21 protein-coding genes are annotated in these 25,957 nt (G+C 48.5%); 3 read left to right on the plus strand and 18 right to left on the minus strand.

Going from position 1 to position 25,957, the window contains the following annotated elements:
- Positions 1-11: 11 nt before the first annotated feature.
- The 10 genes from JGUZn3_RS00600 to JGUZn3_RS00645 all read right to left on the minus strand — a co-directional run bounded on the left by JGUZn3_RS00600 (position 12) and on the right by JGUZn3_RS00645 (position 9,168).
- Positions 12-977 (minus strand): quinone oxidoreductase family protein, encoded by a 966-nt coding sequence (locus JGUZn3_RS00600; RefSeq protein WP_203413873.1) that lies wholly within the window; start codon positions 975-977, stop codon positions 12-14.
- A 99-nt stretch (positions 978-1,076) separates the two neighbouring features.
- A complete protein-coding gene (locus tag JGUZn3_RS00605; RefSeq protein WP_203413874.1) occupies positions 1,077-2,606 on the minus strand; it encodes a hypothetical protein in 1,530 nt (509 codons plus the stop codon).
- Positions 2,607-4,034: 1,428 nt separating this feature from the next.
- Positions 4,035-4,649 carry an IS6 family transposase gene (locus tag JGUZn3_RS12775; protein WP_203413875.1) on the minus strand — a complete coding sequence of 205 codons (615 nt, stop codon included), beginning with the start codon at positions 4,647-4,649 and terminating at the stop codon, positions 4,035-4,037.
- 69 nt (positions 4,650-4,718) lie between these two features.
- Positions 4,719-4,925 (minus strand): hypothetical protein, encoded by a 207-nt coding sequence (locus JGUZn3_RS00615; RefSeq protein WP_203413876.1) that lies wholly within the window; start codon positions 4,923-4,925, stop codon positions 4,719-4,721.
- Between the two features lie 134 nt (positions 4,926-5,059).
- Complete coding sequence (locus JGUZn3_RS00620) at positions 5,060-5,392, minus strand: hypothetical protein (RefSeq protein ID WP_203413877.1); 333 nt, start codon at positions 5,390-5,392, stop codon at positions 5,060-5,062.
- A gap of 15 nt (positions 5,393-5,407) precedes the next feature.
- Positions 5,408-6,277, minus strand: coding sequence for a polymorphic toxin type 50 domain-containing protein (locus tag JGUZn3_RS00625; RefSeq protein WP_203413878.1), 870 nt, complete (start codon positions 6,275-6,277; stop codon positions 5,408-5,410).
- Between the two features lie 175 nt (positions 6,278-6,452).
- Positions 6,453-6,692, minus strand: coding sequence for a hypothetical protein (locus JGUZn3_RS00630; protein ID WP_203413879.1), 240 nt, complete (start codon positions 6,690-6,692; stop codon positions 6,453-6,455).
- Positions 6,689-7,351 (minus strand): hypothetical protein, encoded by a 663-nt coding sequence (locus tag JGUZn3_RS00635; RefSeq protein ID WP_203413880.1) that lies wholly within the window; start codon positions 7,349-7,351, stop codon positions 6,689-6,691. The genes JGUZn3_RS00630 and JGUZn3_RS00635 overlap by 4 nt, the downstream gene beginning before the upstream one ends.
- A gap of 331 nt (positions 7,352-7,682) precedes the next feature.
- Positions 7,683-8,033, minus strand: a complete 351-nt coding sequence (locus JGUZn3_RS00640) for a hypothetical protein (protein WP_203413881.1) — start codon at positions 8,031-8,033, stop codon at positions 7,683-7,685.
- A 16-nt stretch (positions 8,034-8,049) separates the two neighbouring features.
- Complete coding sequence (locus JGUZn3_RS00645) at positions 8,050-9,168, minus strand: polymorphic toxin type 17 domain-containing protein (RefSeq protein ID WP_203413882.1); 1,119 nt, start codon at positions 9,166-9,168, stop codon at positions 8,050-8,052.
- A gap of 60 nt (positions 9,169-9,228) precedes the next feature.
- Here JGUZn3_RS00645 and JGUZn3_RS00650 point away from each other — a divergent pair, with 60 nt between their 5' ends.
- A complete protein-coding gene (locus tag JGUZn3_RS00650) occupies positions 9,229-9,438 on the plus strand; it encodes a hypothetical protein (protein ID WP_203413883.1) in 210 nt (69 codons plus the stop codon).
- Here JGUZn3_RS00650 and JGUZn3_RS00655 read toward each other — a convergent pair.
- The 6 genes from JGUZn3_RS00655 to JGUZn3_RS00675 form a co-directional block, all read right to left on the minus strand.
- Positions 9,399-13,562 (minus strand): hemagglutinin repeat-containing protein, encoded by a 4,164-nt coding sequence (locus JGUZn3_RS00655; protein ID WP_238996975.1) that lies wholly within the window; start codon positions 13,560-13,562, stop codon positions 9,399-9,401. The genes JGUZn3_RS00650 and JGUZn3_RS00655 overlap by 40 nt on opposite strands.
- Entirely contained in the window at positions 13,522-17,634 is a 4,113-nt protein-coding gene (locus JGUZn3_RS00660; protein ID WP_338030809.1) for a beta strand repeat-containing protein, read from the minus strand. The genes JGUZn3_RS00655 and JGUZn3_RS00660 overlap by 41 nt, the downstream gene beginning before the upstream one ends.
- Positions 17,589-20,204 (minus strand): two-partner secretion domain-containing protein, encoded by a 2,616-nt coding sequence (locus JGUZn3_RS00665; RefSeq protein ID WP_203413886.1) that lies wholly within the window; start codon positions 20,202-20,204, stop codon positions 17,589-17,591. The genes JGUZn3_RS00660 and JGUZn3_RS00665 overlap by 46 nt, the downstream gene beginning before the upstream one ends.
- Positions 20,204-20,539 (minus strand): hypothetical protein, encoded by a 336-nt coding sequence (locus tag JGUZn3_RS12225; protein WP_238996840.1) that lies wholly within the window; start codon positions 20,537-20,539, stop codon positions 20,204-20,206. Before JGUZn3_RS12225 ends, JGUZn3_RS00665 begins: the two co-directional genes overlap by 1 nt.
- Before the next feature lie 8 nt (positions 20,540-20,547).
- Entirely contained in the window at positions 20,548-21,972 is a 1,425-nt protein-coding gene (locus JGUZn3_RS00670; protein WP_238996841.1) for a ShlB/FhaC/HecB family hemolysin secretion/activation protein, read from the minus strand.
- A 345-nt stretch (positions 21,973-22,317) separates the two neighbouring features.
- A complete protein-coding gene (locus JGUZn3_RS00675; RefSeq protein ID WP_203413887.1) occupies positions 22,318-22,419 on the minus strand; it encodes a type II toxin -antitoxin system TacA 1-like antitoxin in 102 nt (33 codons plus the stop codon).
- A 26-nt stretch (positions 22,420-22,445) separates the two neighbouring features.
- Here JGUZn3_RS00675 and JGUZn3_RS00680 point away from each other — a divergent pair, with 26 nt between their 5' ends.
- Positions 22,446-22,586 carry a hypothetical protein gene (locus JGUZn3_RS00680; RefSeq protein WP_203413888.1) on the plus strand — a complete coding sequence of 47 codons (141 nt, stop codon included), beginning with the start codon at positions 22,446-22,448 and terminating at the stop codon, positions 22,584-22,586.
- Positions 22,587-22,663: 77 nt separating this feature from the next.
- Here JGUZn3_RS00680 and JGUZn3_RS00685 read toward each other — a convergent pair whose 3' ends face one another.
- Both JGUZn3_RS00685 and JGUZn3_RS00690 read right to left on the minus strand, forming a co-directional pair.
- Positions 22,664-23,500 carry an alpha/beta fold hydrolase gene (locus JGUZn3_RS00685; RefSeq protein ID WP_203413889.1) on the minus strand — a complete coding sequence of 279 codons (837 nt, stop codon included), beginning with the start codon at positions 23,498-23,500 and terminating at the stop codon, positions 22,664-22,666.
- A 437-nt stretch (positions 23,501-23,937) separates the two neighbouring features.
- Positions 23,938-24,351, minus strand: coding sequence for a MerR family transcriptional regulator (locus tag JGUZn3_RS00690; RefSeq protein WP_203413890.1), 414 nt, complete (start codon positions 24,349-24,351; stop codon positions 23,938-23,940).
- A gap of 86 nt (positions 24,352-24,437) precedes the next feature.
- On the opposite strand from JGUZn3_RS00690, the gene JGUZn3_RS00695 reads away from it, so the two are divergent.
- Entirely contained in the window at positions 24,438-25,691 is a 1,254-nt protein-coding gene (locus tag JGUZn3_RS00695) for an NADH:flavin oxidoreductase/NADH oxidase family protein (protein ID WP_203413891.1), read from the plus strand.
- Positions 25,692-25,957: the final 266 nt, after the last annotated feature.

Below are 25,957 nucleotides of genomic sequence, written 5' to 3' on the forward strand. Positions count from 1 at the left end.
TGAGAGAGATGTTAGGGAACGATAATGATTTTTCCTTTTGCTCCTGCCACCACAGCTTTATAAGCCTCTGCTCCTTGTTCTAACGAAAAGCGGTTTTCAATCATCGGTGGCATAAAGGCCTTCTTATCAAAACCATTCTTGATTTCTTCCATGATCATGGCAGAGGCAATCACATCTTTTTTAAGAGAATCCACTCCAAAAAGCTGGCTTTCATTATGATAAAAATCTATTAAATCAAAGCTTTGCTTCCTCTGCCCCGGAGAAGCCAGAACGGCCATACGCCCCCGATGGGCCAATGCCTGTAAGGAAGGCTCAAATGTATCGCGCCCAACTGTGTTGATAATAACATCGGCTCCTTTCCCATCTGTCAGACCGCGAACAGTGCTGTTGTAGTCTGACGCCCCAACAACCTCTATATGATCTGCCAAACCAATAACCGGCGAGCCATTCTCTATAGGGTTACGCACAAGCCCAATAACACGAGCCCCCAAATATTTACCGATTTGAACCGCAGCAGAGCCAACCCCGCCCCCGGCCCCAACCACAACCAAGGTTTCCCCTTTTTTAAGGCTGGCATAATCGACAACGCCAAGCCAGGCCGTAACAAATGTTATACCTACAGCTGCAGCCTGTTCATGAGTAAGGGTTTCTGGCTTTTTACGTAGGCTTGCTACAGGAACCAACAGTTTTTCAGCATGGGTACCATCGACGGCAAAACCAAAATTCCCAGCCCCCCATACTTCAGCACCCATCCACTCTTTTGGCCCATCGATCACGATACCTGAATAATCGCGCCCCGGGACACGTGGCAAGGTTGTATAAGGAAAATTCCCCGCAACGTTTCCCACATCAGAAGGATTAACCGAAGCTGCCTTTACAGCGACAAGAGCAAAACCTTCTTTAAGAACGGGGTCAGGAATTGTTTGGAGTGACAAGACTTCAGGCCCACCAAACCGATCAAATTGTAAAGCTTTCATAATATGTTCCAATTTTAAAATAGACTTAAAAATTAATAAATATTAACTGTTATCGTCATGGAGCCAAAATAAAACTACAGTCGTCTCTTTTCATTTCATTCACTTTTGGACAGGGCAATCCTTATGAAAAAACGGAGAAAAGATAACCATCTCTTTTTTGTGAAAGAAAAGCATAACAGGTCGAGAATGTAAAAAACTCATTTCTAGCTTTTTGTCGCCACTATGTGGGGGGTGATCAAGGGAAAAATACCCCGGCTCCCATACCCAGGAATAGGTTAGAGGTGTAAAACCACACTGCTTGAATATAATCTTCTCCCCTTTGGTCTGCCATAGCTCTTGTTGATTTTGCCTATATTCGGGGTAAAGGGCATACGCTCTTTGAAGAGCAGGAAAGCGCCATGAGAACATAATTCCAATACAAACAGCAAGAACGACAAGCCCACCTCCCAAAAGAAGATGAGAGACCCTACGACAATTTTCAACAACCACCTTTTTTTGCCATAAGAACAGAACACCTTTAGCAGCCAGAGCTGCAAAACCAGCTACACTTAACACAACCAAATCCATCTGAAAGGACAGATAACGTTGGGTCATCAACGCACCAAAAACATAATAGGTAAAATACAGCGTCAGAAACACCGTGCCCATAAGGGCAAGTAAAACCCCAAGCATTTCCCGCGCTGAAAAGACCCACCCCCGAAACAGAAAAAGAAGAAAAAACCCTAAAAACAGTAATGGCTTTAAGGCCATACCAAGCCAAACATCTTTGAGCGTTACTGTACCAAAAGCGAGCTCCTTAGGTTGAACGGCTAAAAATGTCTGGTAAAACGCTGGCAGTGTATAGCGTAAACTGCCTATCCAGTCTCCCTTAATATCAATACTAGAGGATTGTTCTGTGGGCACCCGCCCAATTTTTACCAATACCAATAATCCCCCAGCAAGGCCAATAATAACGACTAAATTCCAAAATGCCTTTTCCCGTAAAAAGGCCATTCCTTTTGTGTTTTGGCATAGAATTATCTTAAAACCCGCATACAGGCTTGCAAAGATCATCCCAGATTCGCTAGAGGCAAGCCCAATTAACAACAAGATAAACTCTATCCTCTGTTTTTTTCTTTCCGACACCCTCTCAAGAAAACACAATAAAAATAAGGCTGTTATAGAGCCTAATGTCGGTAGATAAGCAAATGTTGCCATGGGCCAATAATAGAGGTCTGCTACAGGGTGGCCTAACAAATACAGCACACATATGAGCAAGCTAAACAAGCAGGCAAAGCCTGTACTGCCCTTTGGGGCGTTTTGTAAAAATGTTTTAAAAGCCAGGGCAAAGAATAATAGCCACATAGCCCCCAAAACATATCCTGTAAGGGGGAAACGAGTAATAAGAACCAAACGGGCATACAGAAATGTCAGCAATTCTGCCAGTGGGCGTGGGCTCCATATGAGCCAGCGCTTTAACGAAAACCAAATACCCTGGGTTTCAAGGGAGTACATGTAATCATATTCATCTACATGCCATGTACCCATTTGGAGAAACAAGGCATGACAAGCAATAATAACGCAAAGACCTACACAAAAACCTGTGAAAACAGTTTTCGTAATCCCTGCACTATTAAAAATTTTCGTCATCTTCATCTATTTCAGCCAGGCCACAACGTATGACTATTTCCATTTCCTGCAAACTCTATGTGTTTCTAAACTTTCCGTTGCTCCTGCTATGCAAGACCTTCATCCTTGCCTGCCTAATGTTGTGCTGCTTTCGTTATAACATTACCCTCAATCTCGTTCTATACGGTTGGCCTTCATAAGCAAAAAAACACCGAGTTGCTGACTAGCCTCTTGCCCTTTCTATGGCAAAAATACATGACTTTTCAGCTGCCAAATTCCGCGACCTCCTCCCCATCACACCATCTTAAGGCCCCCTTAAGAGTCCCCCCTGGTATGAAATTCTTAGGTATGAAGTTCTTAAGCATAACCGTAGTGGAGCTTTCAAGAATACAACTTTATTTGAGCTATCATTTGGCCTATCGCCTATCAATAGCTTAAACGATTATACCATAAAATTATCCTAGAAATAATATTCGTCCTCATCCCCTTTCATCATAACGACAAGTCTATCTATAAATGCGCAATTTCATAAATAAAAAAACAAACGTCAACAAATGATAGCGTCCTTGGCAAATCATTCAGAAACAACCATCAGGAATTACGCCACACTTATTGGCGAATACAAATTTCCGTTCGTTATAGCGAAATTTACCGTTTTTTGCCTTTTCTTGCCGGCTTTTACCCGCATACTGCCCGATACTGGCCCGATGCCTGGGCAGAAAACTAAAACTCTTATCTTAAAATTTTCATGCCCAAAATACAGGCTTCCCCCCCTATTACAAAGTAAAGCCTGTGGAAGCGTTCTTATGGGTTATTTGTTTTGTCGGTTATTGGTTTTATTAAAGACTTACCCTATTAAACTCCCAACTTTAAAACACAAAGCTTTAAAACACAGAATTTTAAAATACAGGGGAACACTCCTCTGAAAGGAAATGAACCCTACGTTAAAATTACTCAGCTTCCATTCTTTTTAAAAGACCTATATGCACTAAACCTCCTAAAGCTTTTGCTGTTAGGGCTACCCTCATATACGGATATATTCCTACAAGGCATAAAATAAGGCATAGAGAAGCTTTTAAGGCTTTTGATGGATCCTGCCCTGACCTCTCCAATGTCCGATCTTAAATCCAAGTGATATCCTTGACTGATAGAGATTAAGGGGCTGCGAGAACCACAATTCGTATGCGCATGGAACAAGACTGTTCAGGATCAGTCTATGATTCTCCTGCCAAAGAAATCACATGGAGAAAACGGGGATCCCTGTCGATTTTAAGACTCTATGCAAGTGCCGTTCGTACGGAAAATCCTACTTACTGCTTTGCTTTATAATTCTACTGCTTTATTTTATAAAACAAAGGAAAAACGAAGGAAAAGTGACTGTGAAAGCTTGCTGGCGGTGTTGTCAGACTAACTGCAACTAGCCTCAGTTAGGGCAAAAATCACGAGACTTTATCCAATAAAAAGGCACATCCATTCAGCCAACGCCGTGGATCGTCTCTCCTTGTATGTGTCCCTCTTAACCAAATGCCTCTCGTGATTGAAAAAATTATATACCTGACCCTGTATGCTCGCAAATTCCTGTAACCATCTCACACGCCGAAAGTGTTGCATCATATATTCACGCCTTCGAAACGGTAAATGCGAATTCTCACATCTGTTGTTCAAATAACGACCAACTTCTTGGCACTTCTCCAATCCCAGTTCCTTTAATGATGCTCTATACGAGGAAAGCCCATCCGTTACTATCTTCTGCGGAATACCCCTCTTCCTCATCACTTTTTGTAGAAACTTAACTGCTGCCTTCCTGTTCCTTCTCTCGCTGACATAGCAGTCCAGAACCTCTCCCTCACCATCAACCGCACGCCATAAATAATGAAGCTTGCCCTTCACCTTTACAAACACTTCATCAATATGCCACTGCCAGTTCGAGTGACTATTCTGCCTCTTTCTGCGAATAGAACCAGCGAACTTCTTGCCAAAGACCCCTACCCAATAACGCACCGTTTCGTGGCAAACATCTATCCCTCGTTCCCACAACAGATCTTCAATCTGGCGATAGCTCAATGGTTAACACATATAATACATTACTGCTAATCTTATTAGCTCAGCTGATGTCCTGTAATATTTAAAGTCTTACTTTCCATCCCTTACAAATATCACCAACTCCTCACCTAGAAAAGTTAATCTGACAAGGCCGATCAGTGCGTATTTAAGCTCTACACCTCCAACACAGGCAACACTGCCATTACAAGCGGCAAGCTCTTCCTTCTCCGCCTTCTTCTGATGGTCTACAAGGTAGTTATAGGCATTGATATAGGAAGCAGCACTTGCGCCAACCAAAGCTTCCTAACCAATAACGCACTGTGCCAATCGGATAATCTCAGGTGATGTCTTGTAATACTAAAAAGAATTTCTAGTTTGCATAGCCTCCAATATCAGATCAGGTCCACACAAAATTATTTTGACAATACCCTTTATTTGTACTGTCTTCTAGCATATAAAAAGCCAGACATTCGAGACATATTTTCATAGGAACCATTTTCATAAAAAACATGCGTAGAAACTTTCTCTATCACTCCTTCTGTAGGAAGATAAATAAGAATTTCATTCACTACTGCATCAATACTATCTCGATCATAATCTGTAGGTTCACGATCCAAATAATAATGCAATATAAAAACATTATCTCTTGTTAAACCAGCGGAGATAGCTCTAATATTTGGATAAATCTCTCCTAACAATCCATCAACGCATGCCCTCAAAACCTCTTCCGGTAGTTCAGGTATAAACTCTTTCATCTTATCCATTTAATCACTTAACTCCTATGGTACATGTGGAACAATGTGCGCTCCATTTTTACCAGAATGTATTTTTCCTAAGTTGGTTATCTTCCCTTTTACCTCCCCAATTGGCTTTCCAAAGTCAACAATTGGGTTGCCATTCCGCTGGTCGTAACCTTTAATTGTATATTTACCACTGTGGACACCATCTAATAACTCTTGTGGATCTATCTCCTTTAAGAGATCTGATTTATTTGGGTTAATATTATTATTATGGCCAGGAACATGTTTCCCCTGTCGCCCCTCATCAATATTTTTAGAAATATTAGAATTTTTATCACCATCCTCATCCGGTTCATTTGGTGGGAGTGAAGCGCTTTCGGAAACTGGAGGTTTGGCCGAAGTAGAGGCTTGACCATCCTTAGGTGCATTCCCTCCGTCATTATTACTGGCTTGCACTGCAATAGGAGTGGTCTTTACAGAACCTTGAAAGACACTGCTAACAATATCCACAGCCTGCTGTAAGTTCTTCTGGCCACTTTCCGTGTTCACATAGTAAATAACAGCACCTGTTGCAGCACCAATTGCAATTGCAACACCTAGCCCTGGAACAAGAAGCAAGCCCCCTTCTACAACCGTATACCCAACACCCGCACCAGACAAAGCCGCTGCCACACCCTTCGCTGTGCCAATATCAGCCAGCTGGTTATATTGATAGATATTGCCTGCACTCCCTGCGCCTGTGAGCACGGAGGTGGTGAGGTTGCCTCCGCCTGCAAGGCCACCAGCAGCACCAGCACTCGCTGCAAGGCTGTTGCCTATGAAGTTAGCAAGTGCCTGGGATTCTTCTGGTTTGAGGCCCGCCTCCTGGGAGAGAGCTGTGGCCAGGAGGTTATTTTGCGGAGTAAGCAAGCCTGCTGTGGCAGTTCCTGCTATAGCTGAACCAACATTACCACCCCCTGCTGCAGCGACAAGACCGTTAAGCGCTGATTCAACACCAACACGATACGCGCCCCCCTCGTCCCAACCATCAGAGCGACCATCAGTATTATTTAATTTTTAATAAACGAAAAAATTATTCAAAAAACTACATATGCTTAATTTGCTCTACTACCTCACGAAACTCCTCCTCCGTCAATTCCATTTCTGGTGCATCATCCATAAACATTAGTGGATATACTTTATCTGAAATATTTTGAGGTAAATCTCTACCAGGATTAGAATAAATTTCATAAGCCACTTTAGCTATTTGATAAGTACTATACTTATTTTTAGCAGCTTTTTCTAAAATTTCTGCAACCTCTTTTCCTGTAACTTTTTCTATCATTGCCTTAATTCCTTACCTGTTGGTGGGTAATGCTGACCTTTAACAACCTGACCATTAATGCTTTTAGGATGAACACGGTTTACTTGACCTGCTTGATTATAATTTTCATGCCACTCCCTTACATTTCCTGTCTTTGGGTCATACTCTGTAACATGAGAAGCCCCACGAGTTGGACCTAGAGTTTTTGAAGGAGCTTCAGGTCCATAATAACGAATACGACCATCGGATAATACTCGGACAGAAACTGCTTTGTTTTGTGCTTTAGAAAGAGCACTAAGCTTTCGATTAACTGCATCAAGAGCATTTACACTCTTTGCAGCTTCTCCTCCTGTAATAGCTTGCTTTATTACATCACTTGCTACCAGCTCACTAGCCTTTGCGGCAAGTTCTGCGGTGGTTGCGGTGCCTTTGGCAACATTATCGGCGGTTTTGAGGAGAGAGACCAGTTTGCTGGAGGCTGCAATGCCTCCCTTGATCAGCCCTACACCCCCTGTAGCAACCGTTACAACATCCGTCAGCAGCTTGCCCAGTTCCTGACCCGCATTGGCTGATCCAGACAGACCTGCTTCTTCGTAATTGGTCTTAAACCGCGTTAGTCTGTCTGTCAAATCTGACTTAATACCATTGCCTATTGTGCCAATAGCGTTCTCACTGCTCACAAGAGCTATCAGGGCATTGCCGTATCAACAGGGTGGGCAAGAAGATCAACAGCACCCCCAAGACTTTCAATCAGACTGGTAGGAATACCTGCAACCAGACCAGCTGCAAAAGCCGCATCCTGCTTGGTGCTGATCAGTACGTATTTAAGTTCTACACCTCCAACACAGGCGACACTGCCGTTACAGGCTGAAAGCTCTTCCTTCTCTGCCTTCTTCTGATGGTCTGCAAGGTAGTTATAGGCATTGATGTAGGACGCAGCACCAACACCAGCACCAGCTGCAAGGGTGTTGCCTGTAAAGTTGGCAAGGTTTGGATAAGAACAAAATCTAGCTACTCCTTGGGAGAATCGCTTTCATCCTCTTCCTTCTGATATATCTTTCCGTCCCACTCTCCTTCAGGGGAAACCTTGATGTAATTGCCATCATAAAAATCAGAGCGTTTATACATTACACCCGTTACCTCAAGTTCATGCGGCGGGAAAAAAGCAGATTTTTTGTCAAATTCAAGCATACTCTCCGCAATATCTTCGTAATCATCAAATAAAATTACTCGATATCCATATATATGCCCATCTTCCTCGCTAATGGCCATAATTGCTCCTTTTTTTCCAGTATGTTGAGATCGCGTAGTATTCTCTTTTACGATAACTTCTGCGTAAAAAGGTATTTGATCTTTCAACATTTCCTTACTTCCTTTCCTAATGGGTTATTTCACCTTTTAGGGAAACATTCAAATGCTTGCCATCACGACTGGCCCAACCCAATTGGGCTTGCCCTTTCGAAGACAACTGAACATCCCACTCAAACGGCTCCCCTGGCGTACGAGACGGTCCTTTTACCCACTCATTACCAAATCTGTCATAATACCCTTTACTAGGACCTCTATCTAAAGAAGCTGTAGCATTATAGTCATCTGGTGGCACGAAGCGAATTTTACCTTGTGTCGGCAACTGTGCTTGCTTCAAACGGGCAGATTTTGTCCAGAGACGTGCAGCGCCCATAGTGCCCGCAGGATTAAAGGCTTCCTCTCCATCATCTATGGAAGAAGGGGTTTTTCCGCCACTTGCGGCTTGCTTGAGGTTTTCAGAGCCGACCTTGCCGTTGGTGACAAGATCTTTCAGCCCTTCGGTGCTTCCTTGTGCACGCTCAACCTTGCGTGCGACTTCCAGAGCTTCATGAACTTCACGTGCTTCCGCTTCTGAAGGCACATAAGAATGCAATGCATCACTTGCAGGACGTAACTCTTTCCTTGTCAGTACGGGATTATCAGGATCCAGCCGCTTCAGTTCTTCACGGTTGTTATTCCAGATTTCTGTCCGAACTTCCTCATTAATACTTAAGGGTCGCCCTTCAGCATCCAGCGGACGGTTCTCCCCCTCGCGCTCGTCTTCCATCTGGTTATACTGATAGATATTGGAGGCAGAACCACCTCCTGCCAAAGCTCCATTCAGCGTGCTGCTTCCTGTCAGGGCACCTGCACCCAATCCAAGGGCAGACGCCATGCTGTTACCCAGAACACGAGCAATCGCTTCCTGTGCCTTAGGGTCACTCGTCAGCTTCGCTGCCGCCTGATTGGCAGCCTCGTTCACATAATCAGTCAGCAACCCACTGGCGACTGTGCTGCTGGCGGCGGCGAGGGCGCTGCCGCCTGTGGCACCGAATACGCCTGCGTTGAGGGCGGCTTCGGTGAGCACACGGCCATACTCACCCTCGTCAAAGCCCTGCACGCCATTATCACGCAAAGCATCAGCGGCTTGACCTGCAACTTCGCCAACGAGCTGGGTGCCGGCTTGTTGGGTGGCGAGTTGGTTTTGCACCTTCTGGGGGTCGAATTTGTTAGTTAGCGGGTGGTTGGCGGTGGTGGGGTCGGTGCTGTAATGGCCCGTGGTGGAACCAGTAGCGATGGTGATGTTCTCACCAATCGCACTTTCAGAAGTGCTGGTTTCATGGTGATTGGCGCCGTCCCCGATGTGGGCTGTGGAGTTCGATGCCAGATTGCTGCCAATATTATCCGCAACCGGGCCATTCACCGCACCAGAAGCCGTATTCAGCCCATTGGCAGAAAGCCCATAGGTGTGCCAGAATAATCCGAATGGTTCTCAAGCCCTTTAGCCTCCAGTGACCCCGTGCTGAAATGGTTCAGTGCCTTGTCCGCTTCCGAGGCAATAACACCAGCCACAAGCGACGTCTTGCCCGAAACATCAACACTCAGCCCTTCCTGGCCGGCATACAACCCAGAGAGCACATCACTCGTGGAGCTGTAGTTATTGGTGATAGTGGAATGTGCAACACTACCAGAAGCCCCTGTGGTGCCCGCCCCAAGGAAGGAAGCACTGACAGTGCCACCCCCTTGGTCCTGCTTGCTGCTATACTGCGCCGTGTTCTGCGATGAGGTGATGGAAAGGCTACCCGTCTGCACAGCAATGTGCCCACCCTTGACCTCCGCCCCATTCAGCGTGGTGATGCCCCCCGCATTGGCAATGGTCACTGAATTGGTGCCGGTCACAGTGGTATCCACAGCCGTGGTTTCTGTGCCGTTGGCATGGCCTTGCCCATGGCTGCCGGTGGCTGTGGCTGAAAGCCCAGCCCCCTCACTACCAATGGAAGCTGCAACCCCCACACTGATCCCTGTGGAGTGATTGTCGCTATGCGTTGTGGTGGTGTTCGTGCCAGCTTGCAGAGTAATATCGCCCGGGGCAGCTAATGTAACATCTTTCCCCGCAAGGGTTGAGGCTGTGGCGGTAATAGTACCTTTGGAAGGGGTAGTGGTGGTGGGGTCACCGCGGGCAATAATTGTCAGGGCATCACCCGCTTGTGCACTCGATCCCTGGACAGTATCCTTACTATAGGATGATGACCATTTGCTGGACCCAAAATTAAAGCCCGCCTGCACGCCAATGGCCTGCACCCCACCAAAAACAGGATTATCGTTAAGCGCCCCAAGCTGATCAAGCTCCAGCCCATTCAACGCATCAGCCCCTATCGCACTGCTATAGGCCCCTTGCAGGCCATACAACGTGCCTAGAACACCAGAACCTGCGCCATGGGTGTGGGTGGCAGATTGTATGGAATTGCCAACCTGGCCGGCAATGCTATTGCCCGAAAGGCCAAGGCCAAACCCTGCGGTTTTCCGCACATGGCTTTCGCTGCCCTCCTCATGGTTGGTAACAGCGTTGAAGGTAACGTCTGAGCCGGCAATGGTAACATCATGTGCGGCACTAACCCCTGAACCATTGAGGGTAACCTGCTTGCCGGCATTAATATCAACCGAGCCACCAGTTGATGCCACAACAGAAGACGTATAGATAGTGGTGGCCGAGGATGCGGTATCTTTCGAGAACTTACTCCCTACTGAAGCAGAAAGACCATCAGTAAAAAAACCAAACTTGCTGGTTTTGTGCATGGTGGCATCTGCGGTGGTATCTTTGGTGGCATCAATGGTAATGGCTTTACCGGCTGAGAGATCAACATTCCCCAAAGCACCAAGCACCCCTTTAAGGGTTAGATTGTCACCAGCAACAGCTGTGAGAGAACCGTTCTCAGAGGTTACTGCACTACCCTGCTCATGCGTCCACGAATGCTGGTCAGAAAAGGCGCTCGAGGTTAGAAAGCCCCTCTCGCTGCCCGCATCCTGCGTTGCCTCGCTGTTGGTATAACTGCCAAGGTCGATGTTCTGGCCGGCATAAAGTGTCATATCACCACTTGAGGAAAGCTGTGCGCCTTGAGCTGTAAGGTTGCCACCTAAGGCAGCCAGAAGGGCATTGCCGCCACTGCTGATAGTGGTGGCTTCATTACGGGTCTGGCTGTTGGAGAAGGTGAAGCGATCCTGTGCAAAATCTGTTTGGGCCTGAGCAGTACGGGTATTGAGAGTAATATTCTGGCCTGCCACCATATTCAGGTCACCCCCACTCGAAAGGGTACCACCAGTGAAGGTAATATCCCTATCGGCCACGACAGTGGCACTTTTGCCGGCTGTAACCGTAGCCTTATTGGCAAGACCTTCCTGAGTGCCGGTCTGGGTCAGGTAATGGTTAAGGGTATCAGTATTGACGAAAGAGCCATTATGGGCAGTGGCTGTAAAATTCCCACCTGCCAAAAGCGTGCCGCCTTCATTGAGGATATCGCCATTACGTGAGGTTAGGACCAGATCATTCTGGGCGGAAATACTGCCTGAATTGGTAATGGAGCTGCCCGTTAAGTTTACATTCTTGCCAGCAATCGCAGCGCCTGAGGCCAAAGTGCTGTGGCCGGGCGCAAGATAAAGCTGTGGAGCCAGAACCTGCTGGCCGTTGACCGTAACGGGCACATACCAGACAATATCAGACGTCAAGGCCTGCTGTTGGGCAGCGGTCAAGGGGATACCAACATTCAGCCCTGAAGCTGTGGCCTGGCTTGCGGCATTATCAAGTAAGATGCGCATCTGGTCAGAGGCGTTGTTGATGGTGCTGTCCATAAAGATCTGGCCAGTGGCACTGACGATCTGTTGTTGGACATAGCGCGTATCAAAGCCTGCATCGCCAAGGAATTTATAATTAGAAGGGGCATCGCCCACTTTGTTCAGCAGATATTGCGACCCATAAAAGCCCGCAGCAGTCGCATAACTGGGGTTGGTCTCAATCAGAACAGAAATATCAGGGGATGGATTGGGCACAAACAAGGCCCTCCCACCTGGAATACTCGCAACAATATCAACCAGGGTCGCGGTCGGGGGGGATGTGGTGCCTGTGCCTGAAGAACTGCCCCCGGCAGTATTCCCCCCGTTACCAACGGTCAACCCACTGCCAACAAAAACCTGATAGGTACCCTGAAACCCAGGCAGCGCAACGGCCTGGCCATTCTGATGAGAGACAGTAACCTGTGGGGGGAGTATGCCACCACTGCCAGGCAGGCTTTGCGCACCAGCCCCTGCTACAGCACCAGGTGTACCAACTTGCTGGCCGTTGCCATTTTGACCGACGGCATTACTGCCGGTGCCGGCATCTGGCAGGGCAAGGCTGGAAGAGCCCACTGAAGACTGCCCGGTTGAGGCACTCCCGCCCTCCCCTGGCTTAAGGCCAGACAGATCAGGATTGGTGGCACTATTGCCAGTATCAGCATTGGCCGTGCGACTGGATAAATCAGCTGTGTTGCCAAAGCCTGGACCATTACCCGTAACCTGATTGGCGGAAGAGCCATTGCCCCCCTCTGCTGCATTTAGGTTGCCTGTATTAACAGTGCCCAGAGAAGCACCCGGGGCAATAGCGCCAGACTGGCCAGGGGCTGTAATACCGGAAGGCGTGTTACCGGTATAATTAGGAATCTCGCCAGGAAGCGCACCAACAACAACGGTTTTGTTATTAATGGCCCCCGTCAGGTTACCGGTAATAGTACCACCAGCCACCAATGTGCCAGAAAAGCCAGTTCCACTGCCAGAGGTTGCCCAGATATGGGCAGGCCAGGCATTGCCCGCAGGGGGTGAGCCAATATCTTGCTTGGGCAGGTTTATATCTGGGCTGGCAATATCTGTTGGCGGATCGAAGAAACGACAGGAACTGCCGTTAAAACACTGGAACATATAGGTTACAGAAGAGGTATAGCCCACATTGTTCAAACTGCCACCAACAATATTGATATCGTTACCGGCTGTAATATGGCTGGCATCATTACTGACTGCCCCATTGATGTTCAGCGTAAGGTTACGGCTGGCCCCGATGAGAGCGGGGGTATTGGCAGCTGTAACCGTGGCTCCTTCACCTGTAACCAGCACATGGCTGCTGGCATCGCCATCAAAGAGAGCCGCCAGAACATGACCGGTTCCCAGATCAGGCGGAGTGTCGAGCTGAATAACCTTCTGGCCGTAATAATAATCCCCATAGGTACCGTCTGGATATTTACTTTGATCCAGTGGGAGTGGGTTGGCAAGGCCTTCTGTATAATCTTTCTGGTAATGAACGGCGACTTCCTTGACGCCGCCCAGTACGTTATTGGTCAGGCTGGCAGCGTTGATCTGCAGGTCACCATTGGGGCCATTGGCTGAAATCTCGCCTGAGGTATTGACAATATTACCAGCTATGGCGTTGTTAAAACCAGCAATGGATAGCGGCCCATTATCGGTAGTGATTACGGCCTGAGTATTGGCAAGATTACCATCAAGGTGTAAATTGACCCCGCTTGTACCTTCAATCAACCCATTATTGGTGATGCTGCCCGGCGTGTTGAGGCGTGGCAGCACCGCCTGCAATAAATGCGCCCTGATTAGTGATATTGGCGGCCTGCAGGCTCAGATCTCCACCACTGACAATCCCATAGCCAGCAAGGGCGGTATAATCTCCCCCAAAACTTAAAGTTACATTACGCCCGGCCGAGAATAGGGCCTGCCCTGAAAAACCAGCTGGGGTGGAAAGTGTCAGGTCTTTTTTGGCCGACACCTGATTAAGATTATCAAGCGTATTAACGGCGAGCGTAAAGCTACCACCAGAACTGATCTTGCCGTTGGTATTGGTCAAGGCGCCCAACGGGCCACCACCATTGGTCAGCGTAATATCACCTGTGCTGGTGGCCAGGGTGCCGTTAGCGTTGTCAAGACGTGCGGTTGAAAGGTCAAGATTGCCGCCAATCGCCTGGATATGGCCTTCCTGATTGACGATGTTACCCAAAGGCCCACTGGCCCCTGTAATGGACAGGCCCCCATTTTGGGTGGTAATCAGCCCGTTGGTATTATCAAGGCCTGAAAGCGTAAGGAAGGTGGCGGTCTGCCCTTGAATAATACCATTATTATTGGCAAGCATACCTGTTGTGAGAGCAACACCAGCTGTGCGCGAAATAATCTTTCCGCTCTGATTGGTAATACTGGCGGATTGTATTTCTGTCCGCTCATTGTCACTGCCAATCTGCCCGTTACTGTTATCAAGTGCCCCTGAGGTGGCAGCCTTCAACCCAGTGACCCCATAGATTACACCTGAATTGGTGATACTCTTGTCAAAGATTGCTGCTATATTCTGGCCTGAAGAGATGCTTCCTTCATTAATCAGTTGTGCCCCGGTAAGAGCTAATGGGCCTTTGAAACCGGTAATCTCTCCTGTATTGGCAAGGGTTCCGCTCAAGGTCAACCTGCCTGCGCCAGAAGCCAGAAGGCTGCCGGTATTAGAAACATTGGCAGCCTGAAGAGCAAGAACATGGCCTGCATCAATCGTTTCAATGGTGCCGGCATTATTCAGGTCACCTGAAAGGGTCAGTGTAGTTTCACCTGTGCGGGCTGCGATGACACTGTCAGTGCCGGTTGAGAAATTATGGGCTGTAAGTGTTACATTCTGGCCGATAATCTTGCCATTGGAGCTGCCATCACCGCTTAAGGCCAGATTCAGATCTGTGCCTGCCTGCAGGGTTGATGCGCCATCGCCATTATAGCTGCTGGCATTCAGGTTTACACTGCCTGCAGCCTGAATAGAGCCATTATCATTGGCAAGCGTGATTGGGCCGGAAAGGGCAATAGCACCATTTGTGCTGCGCAGGGTCCCGTTGGTGTTATCAAAAGCTGCCAAAGTGGCTGTAATACTGTCAACTGACTGGAAAATACCCCCAATATTTGTCAGGATGACTGGTGTCAGGGTAACTGGGCTGTTATCATTGGCTGCCCCCAGAGTGATGCCTTTGCCAATGGACAGGATTGTACCGCCGTCATTATGCAGCATATTGGCATTCAAAACCACCTGATCTTGGGCCTGAAGGGTGCTGCTACTCTGGTTAGCAATATCAGAAGCGGTAAGCAAAACCTGACCTTGACGGGCTACAATTATACCAGCTGCAGAATTGGTAATATAAACCGCAGAAAGATCAATATTATTGTTGGCAGCACTGATCTGCCCACCTGTATTGGCAAAATCATTGGCCGCTTTGACAGTAACCCCGTTTTGGCCATACAGCGTTCCACTATTATACAGATTGTCGCCAATGGTGCCTGCCAGAGTTGCAGTACTACCTATAGTGCCAGCATTGGTAAAATTACCCTGACTGGTCAGGGTAACGGGGCCTGAAAGAGCCAGGATCTGTCCGGCTGATCCGTTAGTACCCTGTGCTATGGTAAGATTTGTGCTGCCCTGGGCGCGCAGCAGGCCATTATTGCTAAAATCTGAGCTAAAAACAGCCAGGTTAGCAGGATTACGCCCTGCTTGCTCTTTATTGACAGCAACCCCTTTATCGACTGCTTCAATGGTTCCTGTATTTGAGAAGGAGCCAGCCACATTAAAAACCAGATCCCCTGTTCTGGCAGCAAATATTGCATTTGGCCCGTTGATGAAATTACCTGTCTGAATGGGGCTGATGGTTGTTGTTACCAGCTGGCCCCGATTATTGAAGTTACCTGCAAAATCAAATAGACCCTGGCCAGGTGCTGTAATGGTGCTGTCCTGATCGCTGCTGTAACTGCCGCCATGAAGGGTAATATCGGTTCCAGCCTGCAAGATACCCCCTGCATTATTCAGCTGGCCAGAAGGAGAGGCGGTTATACCGATACGATCTGTCAGGCTGAGCACAATCCCTTTGATCGAACTGACCATATCAGCAAAAATACTGATCGTGTTTTTTGCCTGAATCCGGCCATCATCATTGACCGCTGAGATCAGCGGAGCCTGTGCCTGACCGAGGGTTACAGTGCCGTTCTGAGCTAGAATAGTGCCCTGGCTGCTGTCAAGGGTAGCACTATTTAACGCTACATTTTGACCTGCCTGAAACAGGCCACTCCTGTTCAAGGTGCTGGTATCTGCAGTAACATTCAAATTGCCTGCCTGGGCGATGACTTTCCCGGTGCTGTTATCAATCGCAAGGCTGTTAAGGGTAATGTCGCCACTATCAGTTCCGATCTGTCCCCCTTGATTAGTTAATGTGCCGCCAGCAGTCAGATCAATGGTTTGTGGTGCATAAAATATACCATTATTGGACAAATCCCCACTGGTTTGACCTGTAATAGACTGACTGCTAACCACAAGGCCTGTATTGGATACACTGCCAGAATTGAAAGTAAAGGGCCCACCCAAAGCACTCATTTGACCAGTATTGGCAAAGGCCTTTGTGACATCAACCTGCTGCGTGCCGGCAGAAAGAGACTGACCGCTATTGGTATGGCTGATGCCATCAAAACGGATCTCGCTGCCTGCAGCTGGTGTCTGGATTTTACCCTGATTGACAATACCTGCCGCTTGACTGGCCGTGATACTGATATTGCCTTTTTGTGAGGCAATACTGCCTGTTGTGCCATTGATGGCATTACCAGCCTGCAGCACCACACCCCCGTCACCTAAAAGCTTGCCTTCATTATCGAGCTGGTTCTTGATATCAAGGATTAGAATCCCCTCTGTGGACAAGGTAGAACTCTCGGAACTGCTATAACTGTCTGCTGCAAGTTTTAACCCCCCTTTACCGTATAGGGTGCCGCCCTCATTTTTATGAGTAGAAAGTGTTATATCTAGCAGGTCTGCAGCTTGAACCGTACCGTTGGTATTATCAAGGGCCAGTGGGTTACCCAGAACAATATCACCGACAGTAGTCAACACCAACCCTTTGGTATTATTCAACGCTTGCCCAGCAATGCTCAAACGATCCTGGGCCTGCAAAACGCCTAAGGTATTATCTGTTGTATCAGCCGCAACAAAAAGTGTACCACCTTCGGCAATGGTCTTGCCGGATGTATTATTGAAACGCTTTGCCGCAATAGACAGGGCCCCTGAACCAGAGCCTATTTGTCCTGAGGCGTTATTTAATGTTGCAGAACTTGTAACATTATTACCAGTTACTCCATATATCACCCCTAACGGGTTGAGAATATCACCTGTGGTTGTAACAGTGACCTGCCCCTTGCTGGCAATACTCCCTTTGGTATTATCAAGTTGCTGAGCTGACAAGGAAGTTTGAGTTACAGACTGGATAAGGCCTGCCAGATTGATCAGCGGACCTGCGGTCAGGGTTACATCCTGATTTTTGCTGACAATCTGGCCTGCACTGTTATCAAGGCTCTGGGTGGCAAAAAGAGACAGCGAGGTGTCAGCTGTAATACTACCCTGTATATTGGACAGACTTGCAGCACTGACAGCAATACTAGCCCCAGATTGAAGCGTGCCTGCACTATTGCTGACCTGCCCGGTGCCTGTAAAAACAATATCACCTGTCTGGGACAGCACAAGACCAGAAGTATTATCCAGACCGGACAGAGCTGCGCTTACACTCTTATTGGCCTGAATGACCCCCTTCTCATTATTAATGGCTACTACTTGTTGGGGGTTAAAAACGACATCGCCTGTCTGGGAAAGGATTGTTGCACCACTATTTTCAGACTTGCGGTATTAAGGGAGACAAGACCATTAGCCTGAATCAGACCTGCTGATGCAGAAGCACTTCCCGTCGTTCTAGAATCGTTATTAATCCCGGCCACAGAAAGATCAAGTGCTCCAGCCGAAGAAGTAATCTTACCGGAACGGTTATCAAGCTCTGCACCGGCAAAAGCCAAAATGCCACTGCCGGCGCCAATCTGGCCTAACACATTGGTGATCTGCCCCAGACTGGAGAGACGTCCCCCTTGATCGCCATAAAGGATCCCGCCGGCATTGTTATTAATGCCTTTATCACCAAAAAGGTTCAGCTGCCTTTGGGCAACCATAACCCCCTTCTGGCTGTTATCGAGTGACTGGACAAGAGCTGTGATATCTTGGGCTGCGCTGACTGCGCCTCCTGCATTGGTGACATCACCCCTATAAAGCCCAATACTGCCCTGCTGGCTGATAATCTTACCCTGGTCATTGACAAGCGACGTGCTTGCAGAAAGAGACAAATCCCCTGCCCCTGTCACGCTACCTTGGTTGTTTGACAAGGTGGACGCCTGAACATACACGTTGTTGGCTGACTGAATCACGCCATTATCATTGACCACGCTCACTGGGACCGCACTCTCTGGGGCAGAAGCCGCAAGGGCTGCGATACTGATATCACCTGCTGTGGTCAAAAGGTTGCCTTGCGCATTATTCAAATTGTTAACAAACAATTTTAACCCGTTACCACCCTGTATCAGACCAGATCCGTTCGCAAGCTGTGCGGTTTGCAGGGTCAGTCCTTGACCGGCGATAATCTTGCCCGAACCATTATCAACAGTAGCAGCTGTAAGTGTCAGGTTACCGGCATTACTCGTGCCAATCTGCCCGAAATGACTGGAGAGTGCACCTTGTGCTGTAACAATGCTGTCAGTTGCACCATAGAGAATGCCATTATCATTATTGATGGCCTTGGCGATGGAAACATTTAAAGTCTTATTCGCTGTGATTAAGCCACCCTCATTGGTTAGGCTATCACCATTAAGCACCAAAGTATCGCCAGCTTCAATCTGCCCCTGATCCACTGAAGCAGGCTGCTCAGGGGTTGAAGCAGGATGAACGGCATTATGGTTACGAATGCTTTGGGCTGTCACTGAAACCCGACCAGCATGAACCAGAACCTTACCGCCCTGATTGTCAAAAATTGGACCCGCCTGAAGGGTGATTGCCCCATTGCGCACAGAAAGCATGCCCTGATTATTTATACCGGCAGAAGCAGCTGCATTTATGCCACCTTCTGCCCCGATAATAGCCTGTGCGCCATTATCCAACCGCGCTGTTGTTATACTGATACTGCCCTTGGAAGCTCCAATCTGCCCCTCATTACTAATGGAATTATCGGCGTTCAGTGTCACACCATCGCTGCCATCACTTTGAATATGGCCCTGGGCTGTATTGGTGATCTGGGCTGTCTGCACTGTTGTGCGAGCATTGACAGACTGGATCACACCGCTATTGGTCAATGTCCTGGCTGCAGTAATAGTTGTGTTACCACCGGCTTGCAGACTGCCAGCATTATTCACCCCACCTGCTGTAACCTGAATGGCACCGCTTGCATGCGCACTGCCGGAAGAGGCTATGATCAGGTCACCATTGGCATTTAAAGTCAGATCGCCAGCATTGGCTGCCATCTGGCCGGCCACACGCACACCAGCTCCTTGTTCATTGACCAGCATGGAAATACGATTAGCATACAGCCCACCAAAGGCCGTGCTATCAATAGCAAAGCTTGGAGCATTGTCGCCCTTGCCCAAGGACTGGGCCGTATTTTTCTGATAGTCATAGCGATTACGCCCAGCTATGATATTAACTGTTTGGGCATTGACATGGGCATCAAGCTTGACACTGCGGCTGATAACATCAAGCACGGGCACAGTGGTAAAATCACCGCCCTTGCCAGAGAAAGTCACCTGCCCGCCAGTGACTGTCAGGCTACCCAACTGGCCATTGGCCTCAAATTCAGGATGGCCGGTCGAAAGCGTGGCACGATCTGTATTGATAAAACCGCACCCATTACAGTTAATCCCATTGGGGTTGGCAATCACCACGGCAGCCTTTTGGCCGGCAACTTCCGTATAGCCTCCCAGCTGGGAGGCCTGTTTGCCTGTGACTTCATTAAGAATAACATTGGCCGATTTACCCTGCAGATTGCCATTGGCAGTAACATAGCCTGCACTCTCGGTCTTGGTGGAATGAGTGGCATTGTTCAGTACAACACCCTTATCACCCACATTATAGTCGGTAAACATGTTATGAGACACACCCGCCTGATTAGGGGTGGCAATATTAACTTGCGGGATGCCGTTGGCTGTCGTCTCAAGTGTGGGGGCCGGGACCTGTGGAGCAGTCTGGGTATCAACCGTAATGGAAGGGGGAGCCTGTTGAGCCATAACATTCGTGCTGAACAGGAAATAAGACAGGCTAACTGCATGGCTTAGAAAGCGCCTTAACTTCTTCCTTCTATAAAAAACAGAAAGACTAGAAGGCCGAATAAAAGAGTGAGATTTTTTCCTGACCATCAAAATCTTACACCCGCCCTAAAAAAGGTAATGACACCTTCATCCTTTAATCCACTCCGGGCAATAGAGCGGGTTACAGCTACATCCCAAAACAGGTTACCCATCGTTTTACGTATCCCTATACCTGTTCCTGCAATTTGTCCTCCTTTTAACTGTGCGGGTGTATTGTTGGAATCATGAGTGGTTCTGATTAAACCACCATCAAGCAAGGCATATACTTCCACACCTTTGAGAAAATGCTCGCATAACCCCTCATATCGCCCACATTGCATGCCAGATGTCGGCAGGGTATAAGAAAAATCATTGCGTATGTAGATACCGTTATTACCCAGCAAAAGATGGCTTAAAAAAAACCCCTTACCGTATAGGGCCCACCTACCTGCAGCTGATTGGAGGTATACTGGTTCTTGGTACTATATTCCCCATGAACCGATGTGTGCCAAACGATGTCATCATCTAACGGCTGATAGCCATCTATATCAAGAGAAGGTTTAACATAGCGTGAATGAGGATCTTGTGGCCCGGGATCAGAGAAACTACGGCTGGTTCCCAACCCTCCAAGACCAAAACGCATACCAAGTGTGATATACCAAACGCCACCGCCAAATCCGTTAAGAGATTCACTGACTTGGGAAACAATGGAAGCCTGACGTGCGCTTTGGGTTTCAATACGCGTCTGATTAAGGTATGATGCAAACGACTTTAACTCATAAGATGTTTGGAATGTTGTCACTCCAATATCGTTACGTAACAGCACATAGGAAGCTCCCACCCTAAAATCCTTGCGCTTACCGTAAAGCTGAAAAGTCTCCCCCTGGCTGTTAAGCTGGTAGGCATCATCAGCCATCCACCACCCACCAAAAAAAGTCGCATATCCATACGGAATCGAACCATTAGCCGACAGATAGCTGGTACGCCTCATACCCGCATTCCCTACCAGGGAGTGATCATATTCAACAGACCACATATCCAGAAGACCCAGGGCATCCTGGGCTGTCAGTAATGCATGCCCAATCTCCCGGCCAGTCTCGTATTGGCCGTTATTATCAGCCCAGATCTGGCCGTGAAGAACACCAGGATCTGGAACATTCACATCAACAATGGAAGTTCCTGGAGTAGGGCCTGGGGCAATCTGCATCTGTGACTGCCAGTTGGGGAGGCGATTCATCTGCTCCAGTCCCTGCTCCAAATCATGCAGATCCAGCACTTCACCTTGCAGGCCTGGAAAGGCCATCTCCTCATGCAGATCAGCATCGACCCCTTTAAAGGAAAAGGAGGCAATCCTGCCTTCCACAACAATCACTTTCAGAACACCACCAGATAAATTCTGCTGTGGCAGATAGGCACGTGACGTAACATAACCATGGGCAATATAGGCCCCATTCAAATCATCAATTACCTTGTTTAAATCTGAAACTGTAAGACATTGATGTACATGATGGGAGGTAATCCGTTGCAACTCATCCTCTGGCAGGTTGTGAGCTCCATCAACAATAATATTCGAAATGCTTACACATCGGCTGGATCCATTTACAGTCTTGTCTTTAGCCTTGATCTGCGTATTACTGTTGGGCGGAGCCAGACGTTGCAACTCCTCCTTGCGCTGCTGAAAGCGCTGAAACTGATCTTGTGAAGACCCAGGACCTGCCGGCAAAAAACCACCTGACGGCATCACAGGTTCAGTAGAAAGCGGTAAACCCTGTGCCTGTGCCCGCACACACACCAAACCAAAAATACCCGCACTTATTATTGTTATTATAGGTCTCATGATAAGGTGGCTTATAATCCAAACCTTATCCTATCAAAGACGTAACTATTCAGGTAAGTTAAATAAACCTTAATCGTTACATAAAGAACACAGATGAACAAAACATGAATACAATATATCTCAATGGGTTATATAAAATAGCTCACAACTTTAATTAAGACCAAACATCACCCAAAATACTGCTGCTGCTCTTAGCCCACACAATGTCATTAATACAAATCAATTAAATAATATCATTCGGATATAATCACCCAATTCGAAAACACACAGACATCACCTAAAATTAAAACACTTTGCCCAACAAGACTGGCACAAGGCGATATGTATTATTCTCTGATCCCATATCTACCGGTTTATTGTCTCTTCTGTCATCGCCCATGACGCTTCAATCATAAAGTCAGAGCGGGTTTTACCGTTGACACGTGCTACTTGGTCAATCAGATTCATGCAAATCCTCACGGACCCGCAAGTTCATGGCACGTGTGGCTGGCTGTGGTGGTGTCTCCTTGATTGTCGGTGTTGCCATAACAGATCTTCTACCTGACGATAACTCAGCGGATAACGCACATAATACATCACCGCCAATCGCATTATCTCAGCCGATGTCTTGCTAATATTTAATGGGATCTTTTACTTGCATTCCTTACAAATATCACTAAATCTCAATTGAGAAAAATTAGTCTGACAAAACTCATTCCTTTATAAAAGCGAGCAGATCAACGTTAATCACATCGGCATTGATGGTGAGCATCCCGTGCGAGAAGCCGGAATAGATAATCAATTTGCTGTTTTGCAGCAACTTATCTTGCATGATCGCTGCCGCCTTGTAGGGGACCACTTGGTCATCATCACCCTGCATCACGAGGGTCGGAACGGTGATCGCCTTCAAGTCTTCCGTCTGGTCGATTTCGGAAAACGCTTTGATGCCTTCATAATGCGCCTTGGCGCTTCCCATCATGCCCTGTCGCCACCAATTCTCAATAACGCCCTGCGAGGGTTCGGCTCCCGGACGATTATATCCATAGAAAGGACCGGTGGGCACATCAAGGAAGAATTGCGCGCGATTGGCGGCAAGCGCCGTGCGGAAGCCGTCGAATACCTCGATAGGCGTTCCGTCAGGATTACTGTCAGTTTTGACCATCAGCGGCGGCACCGCGCTGACCAGCACCACTTTCGCGACGCGGCCCTGCGGCTGCCCATATTGCGCAACATAGCGTGCGACCTGTCCGCCGCCGGTCGAATGGCCGATGTGGATCGCGTTGCGAAGATCGAGGTGCTCGGCAACCGCTGATGCATCGGCAGCATAGTGGTCCATGTCGTGGCCTTCACTGACTTGGCTTGAGCGCCCATGCCCGCGCCGGTCGTGGGCAACAACGCGAAAACCTTCCTTCAAGAAGAACAGCATCTGGTTATCCCAGTCGTCGGCGCTAAGTGGCCAACCATGATGGAAGTGAATCGGCTGCGCGTCCTTCGGCCCCCAATCCTTGTAAAATATTTCGGTACCGTCTTTCGTTTTAACAAAAGTCATGGTGATTTCTCCTTTATTGTTTGAGGTAATCTGGCGATGCAATCCTTATATGGTAGGTAAAGTCTGCAACGGACGAAGTCGATATTTCCAGCCGCCGGGTCTTTCGCTACTTCGTCAAGATTGGGATTGGAACGGAAGCGGTCATAGTAGCCGCCCTTCGGCACCATAACCTTGTGTCCCGCGAATTCGACTTCCGTTAATTCATTAGCCACGACTTATAACTTTCTTCAATGAATCTACCCGATGGACGGCTCACGGATAAGCCGCTAAAATAGTAAGTCCATTTTAATCATAACATTGAAGTTAGGTTTAAGGTCAAGCATTAAACCCGGCCTCGGTCTAGCAGGCTCTGGCGCGCTCCTGCTCACCGCCCCATGAGGCTTCAGCGGCGAAGAATTATTAGCGACAATTCTAACAATCCGGGCATGTTAAACCGCCTACCTGTCCTCATCATCAAGCAAGCGCGACAAGACACGCCGTGCATTTGTCGCGCAGTCAATATCGTTGGGTCGTGCTTCAATCTCATTGATCACAAAGACAAGTTGCGCCCTGTTTTGCTTCAACCGCGTTTCGAGTAAGGAAATGTCCGCAACCTTGCGCCGAAGGGTGTCGAGCAACGCGTCATGGTCCCACTGCTCTTGTTTATTGGGTAGCAGTGCGCGTATCTCCTCCAGACCGAATCCGGCAGATTGGGCCATCGCAATAAGCTGAAGGATGATAACAGCTTCACGGGGATAATCCCGATAGCCGTTCGACCGACGATCCACTGCCATTAGCAGCCCTATTTTTTCGTAAAAGCGAATACGCGACTGCGAGAGGCCGGTCCGGTCCGCCAATTCCCCAATTCTCAAATCTGCGCTCCATCAAAACTACCTATTGACCTTTAACTTAACTCAAAGGTTAAACTGATGCCAAGCTGAATTTTCAGGAGTCGATTATGTCTGTCTTTTCACCCCTCACGCTGCCCAATGGCGCGATTATCCCGAACCGCATCGCAAAAGCCGCGATGGAGGAGAACATGGCTGACGCCGACCATGCGCCATCGGCGAAGCTAATCCGACTATATCGGGCATGGGGTCAGGGTGGTGCGGGCCTGATTATCACCGGCAATGTGATGGTCGATGCACGCGCGATGACAGGGCCTGCCGGTGTCGTGCTGGAAGACGATCGGTATCTCGATCGCTTCCGCGCTTTGGCCGATGCCGGTCGTGCAAATGGCGCGCAGGTCTGGATGCAGATCAATCATCCCGGCCGCCAAATGCCTGCGGCGCTTGGGCAAGAAACAGTTGCGCCGTCTGCAATTGCACTCGACCTCGGCGCGCAATCAAAGATATTTCCCATGCCGCGCGCGATGACCGCAACTGATATTGCCGATGTGCAGCGTCGCTTTGCGACCACAGCACAATTGGCGGAGCACTCCGGCTTCACCGGGATCGAAATCCACGCCGCGCATGGTTATCTGCTCAGCCAGTTCCTTTCGCCATTGGCCAATCATAGGACCGACCAATGGGGCGGCAGCTTAGAGAATCGCGCGCGGCTGCTGGTCGAAATCGCGCGCGACATTCGCACGACGGTTTCTCCCTCTTTTGCAGTGTCAGTAAAACTCAACTCGGCCGATTTCCAGCGTGGTGGCTTCTCGCCTGAGGATGCGCGGAGCGTGATCACGATGCTCACACCACTTGGGATCGACCTCGTTGAACTATCCGGCGGCAGTTACGAGGCACCAGCGATGATGGGTGCATCTCGCGACGAGCGCACGCTCGCCCGTGAGGCATATTTCCTCGAATTCGCGCGTGAATTCGAGGAAGTCGCAGCAATGCCGCTGATGGTCACTGGCGGCATCCGTCGACGCGTGGTGGCAGAGCAGGTCGTAGATAGCGGCGTCGAGATGGCAGGTATCGCAACCGCGATCGCGATCCGACCGGACCTGCCGAACCACTGGCGGAAGGGTGGCGATGATGCGCCGGCATTGAAGCCAATTACTTGGAAGAATAAGCAGCTTGCCTCATCGGCGCATATGTCGGCGGTGCGATACCAGCTTGAGCGGCTGAGCCTGGGACGGAGCACCGCGCCGAACGTGTCGCCGCTGTGGGCGCTTGTCACCGCGCAGTTGAAGTCGAAGCGCCAAGCAAAGCGCTATCGCAGCTGGATCGCCCAACGCAGGGTGCCAGTGAATGTAATAGCCACTTGACCTTAAACCCAGGTTTAAATTTATAATTGTGCCATATTAAAAGTCACACAATCCGTAGAAACCTACTCCGAGGATGTTGTCATATTATCTGCGACCGGTCTCAGCTAGAGCAAAAATCGTGAGACTTTATCCAACAGAAAGGCTCATCCATTCAGCCAATGCTGCAGATCGTCTCACCTTATATGTGGCTCGTCCTATTAAATGCCTCTCGTGATTGAAAAAGTTATACACCTGATCCTGAATACTCACAAATTCCTGTAACCATC

Origin of the sequence: Entomobacter blattae (assembly GCF_014672835.1) — a bacterium.
In the GTDB taxonomy this organism is placed as follows: domain Bacteria; phylum Pseudomonadota; class Alphaproteobacteria; order Acetobacterales; family Acetobacteraceae; genus Entomobacter; species Entomobacter blattae.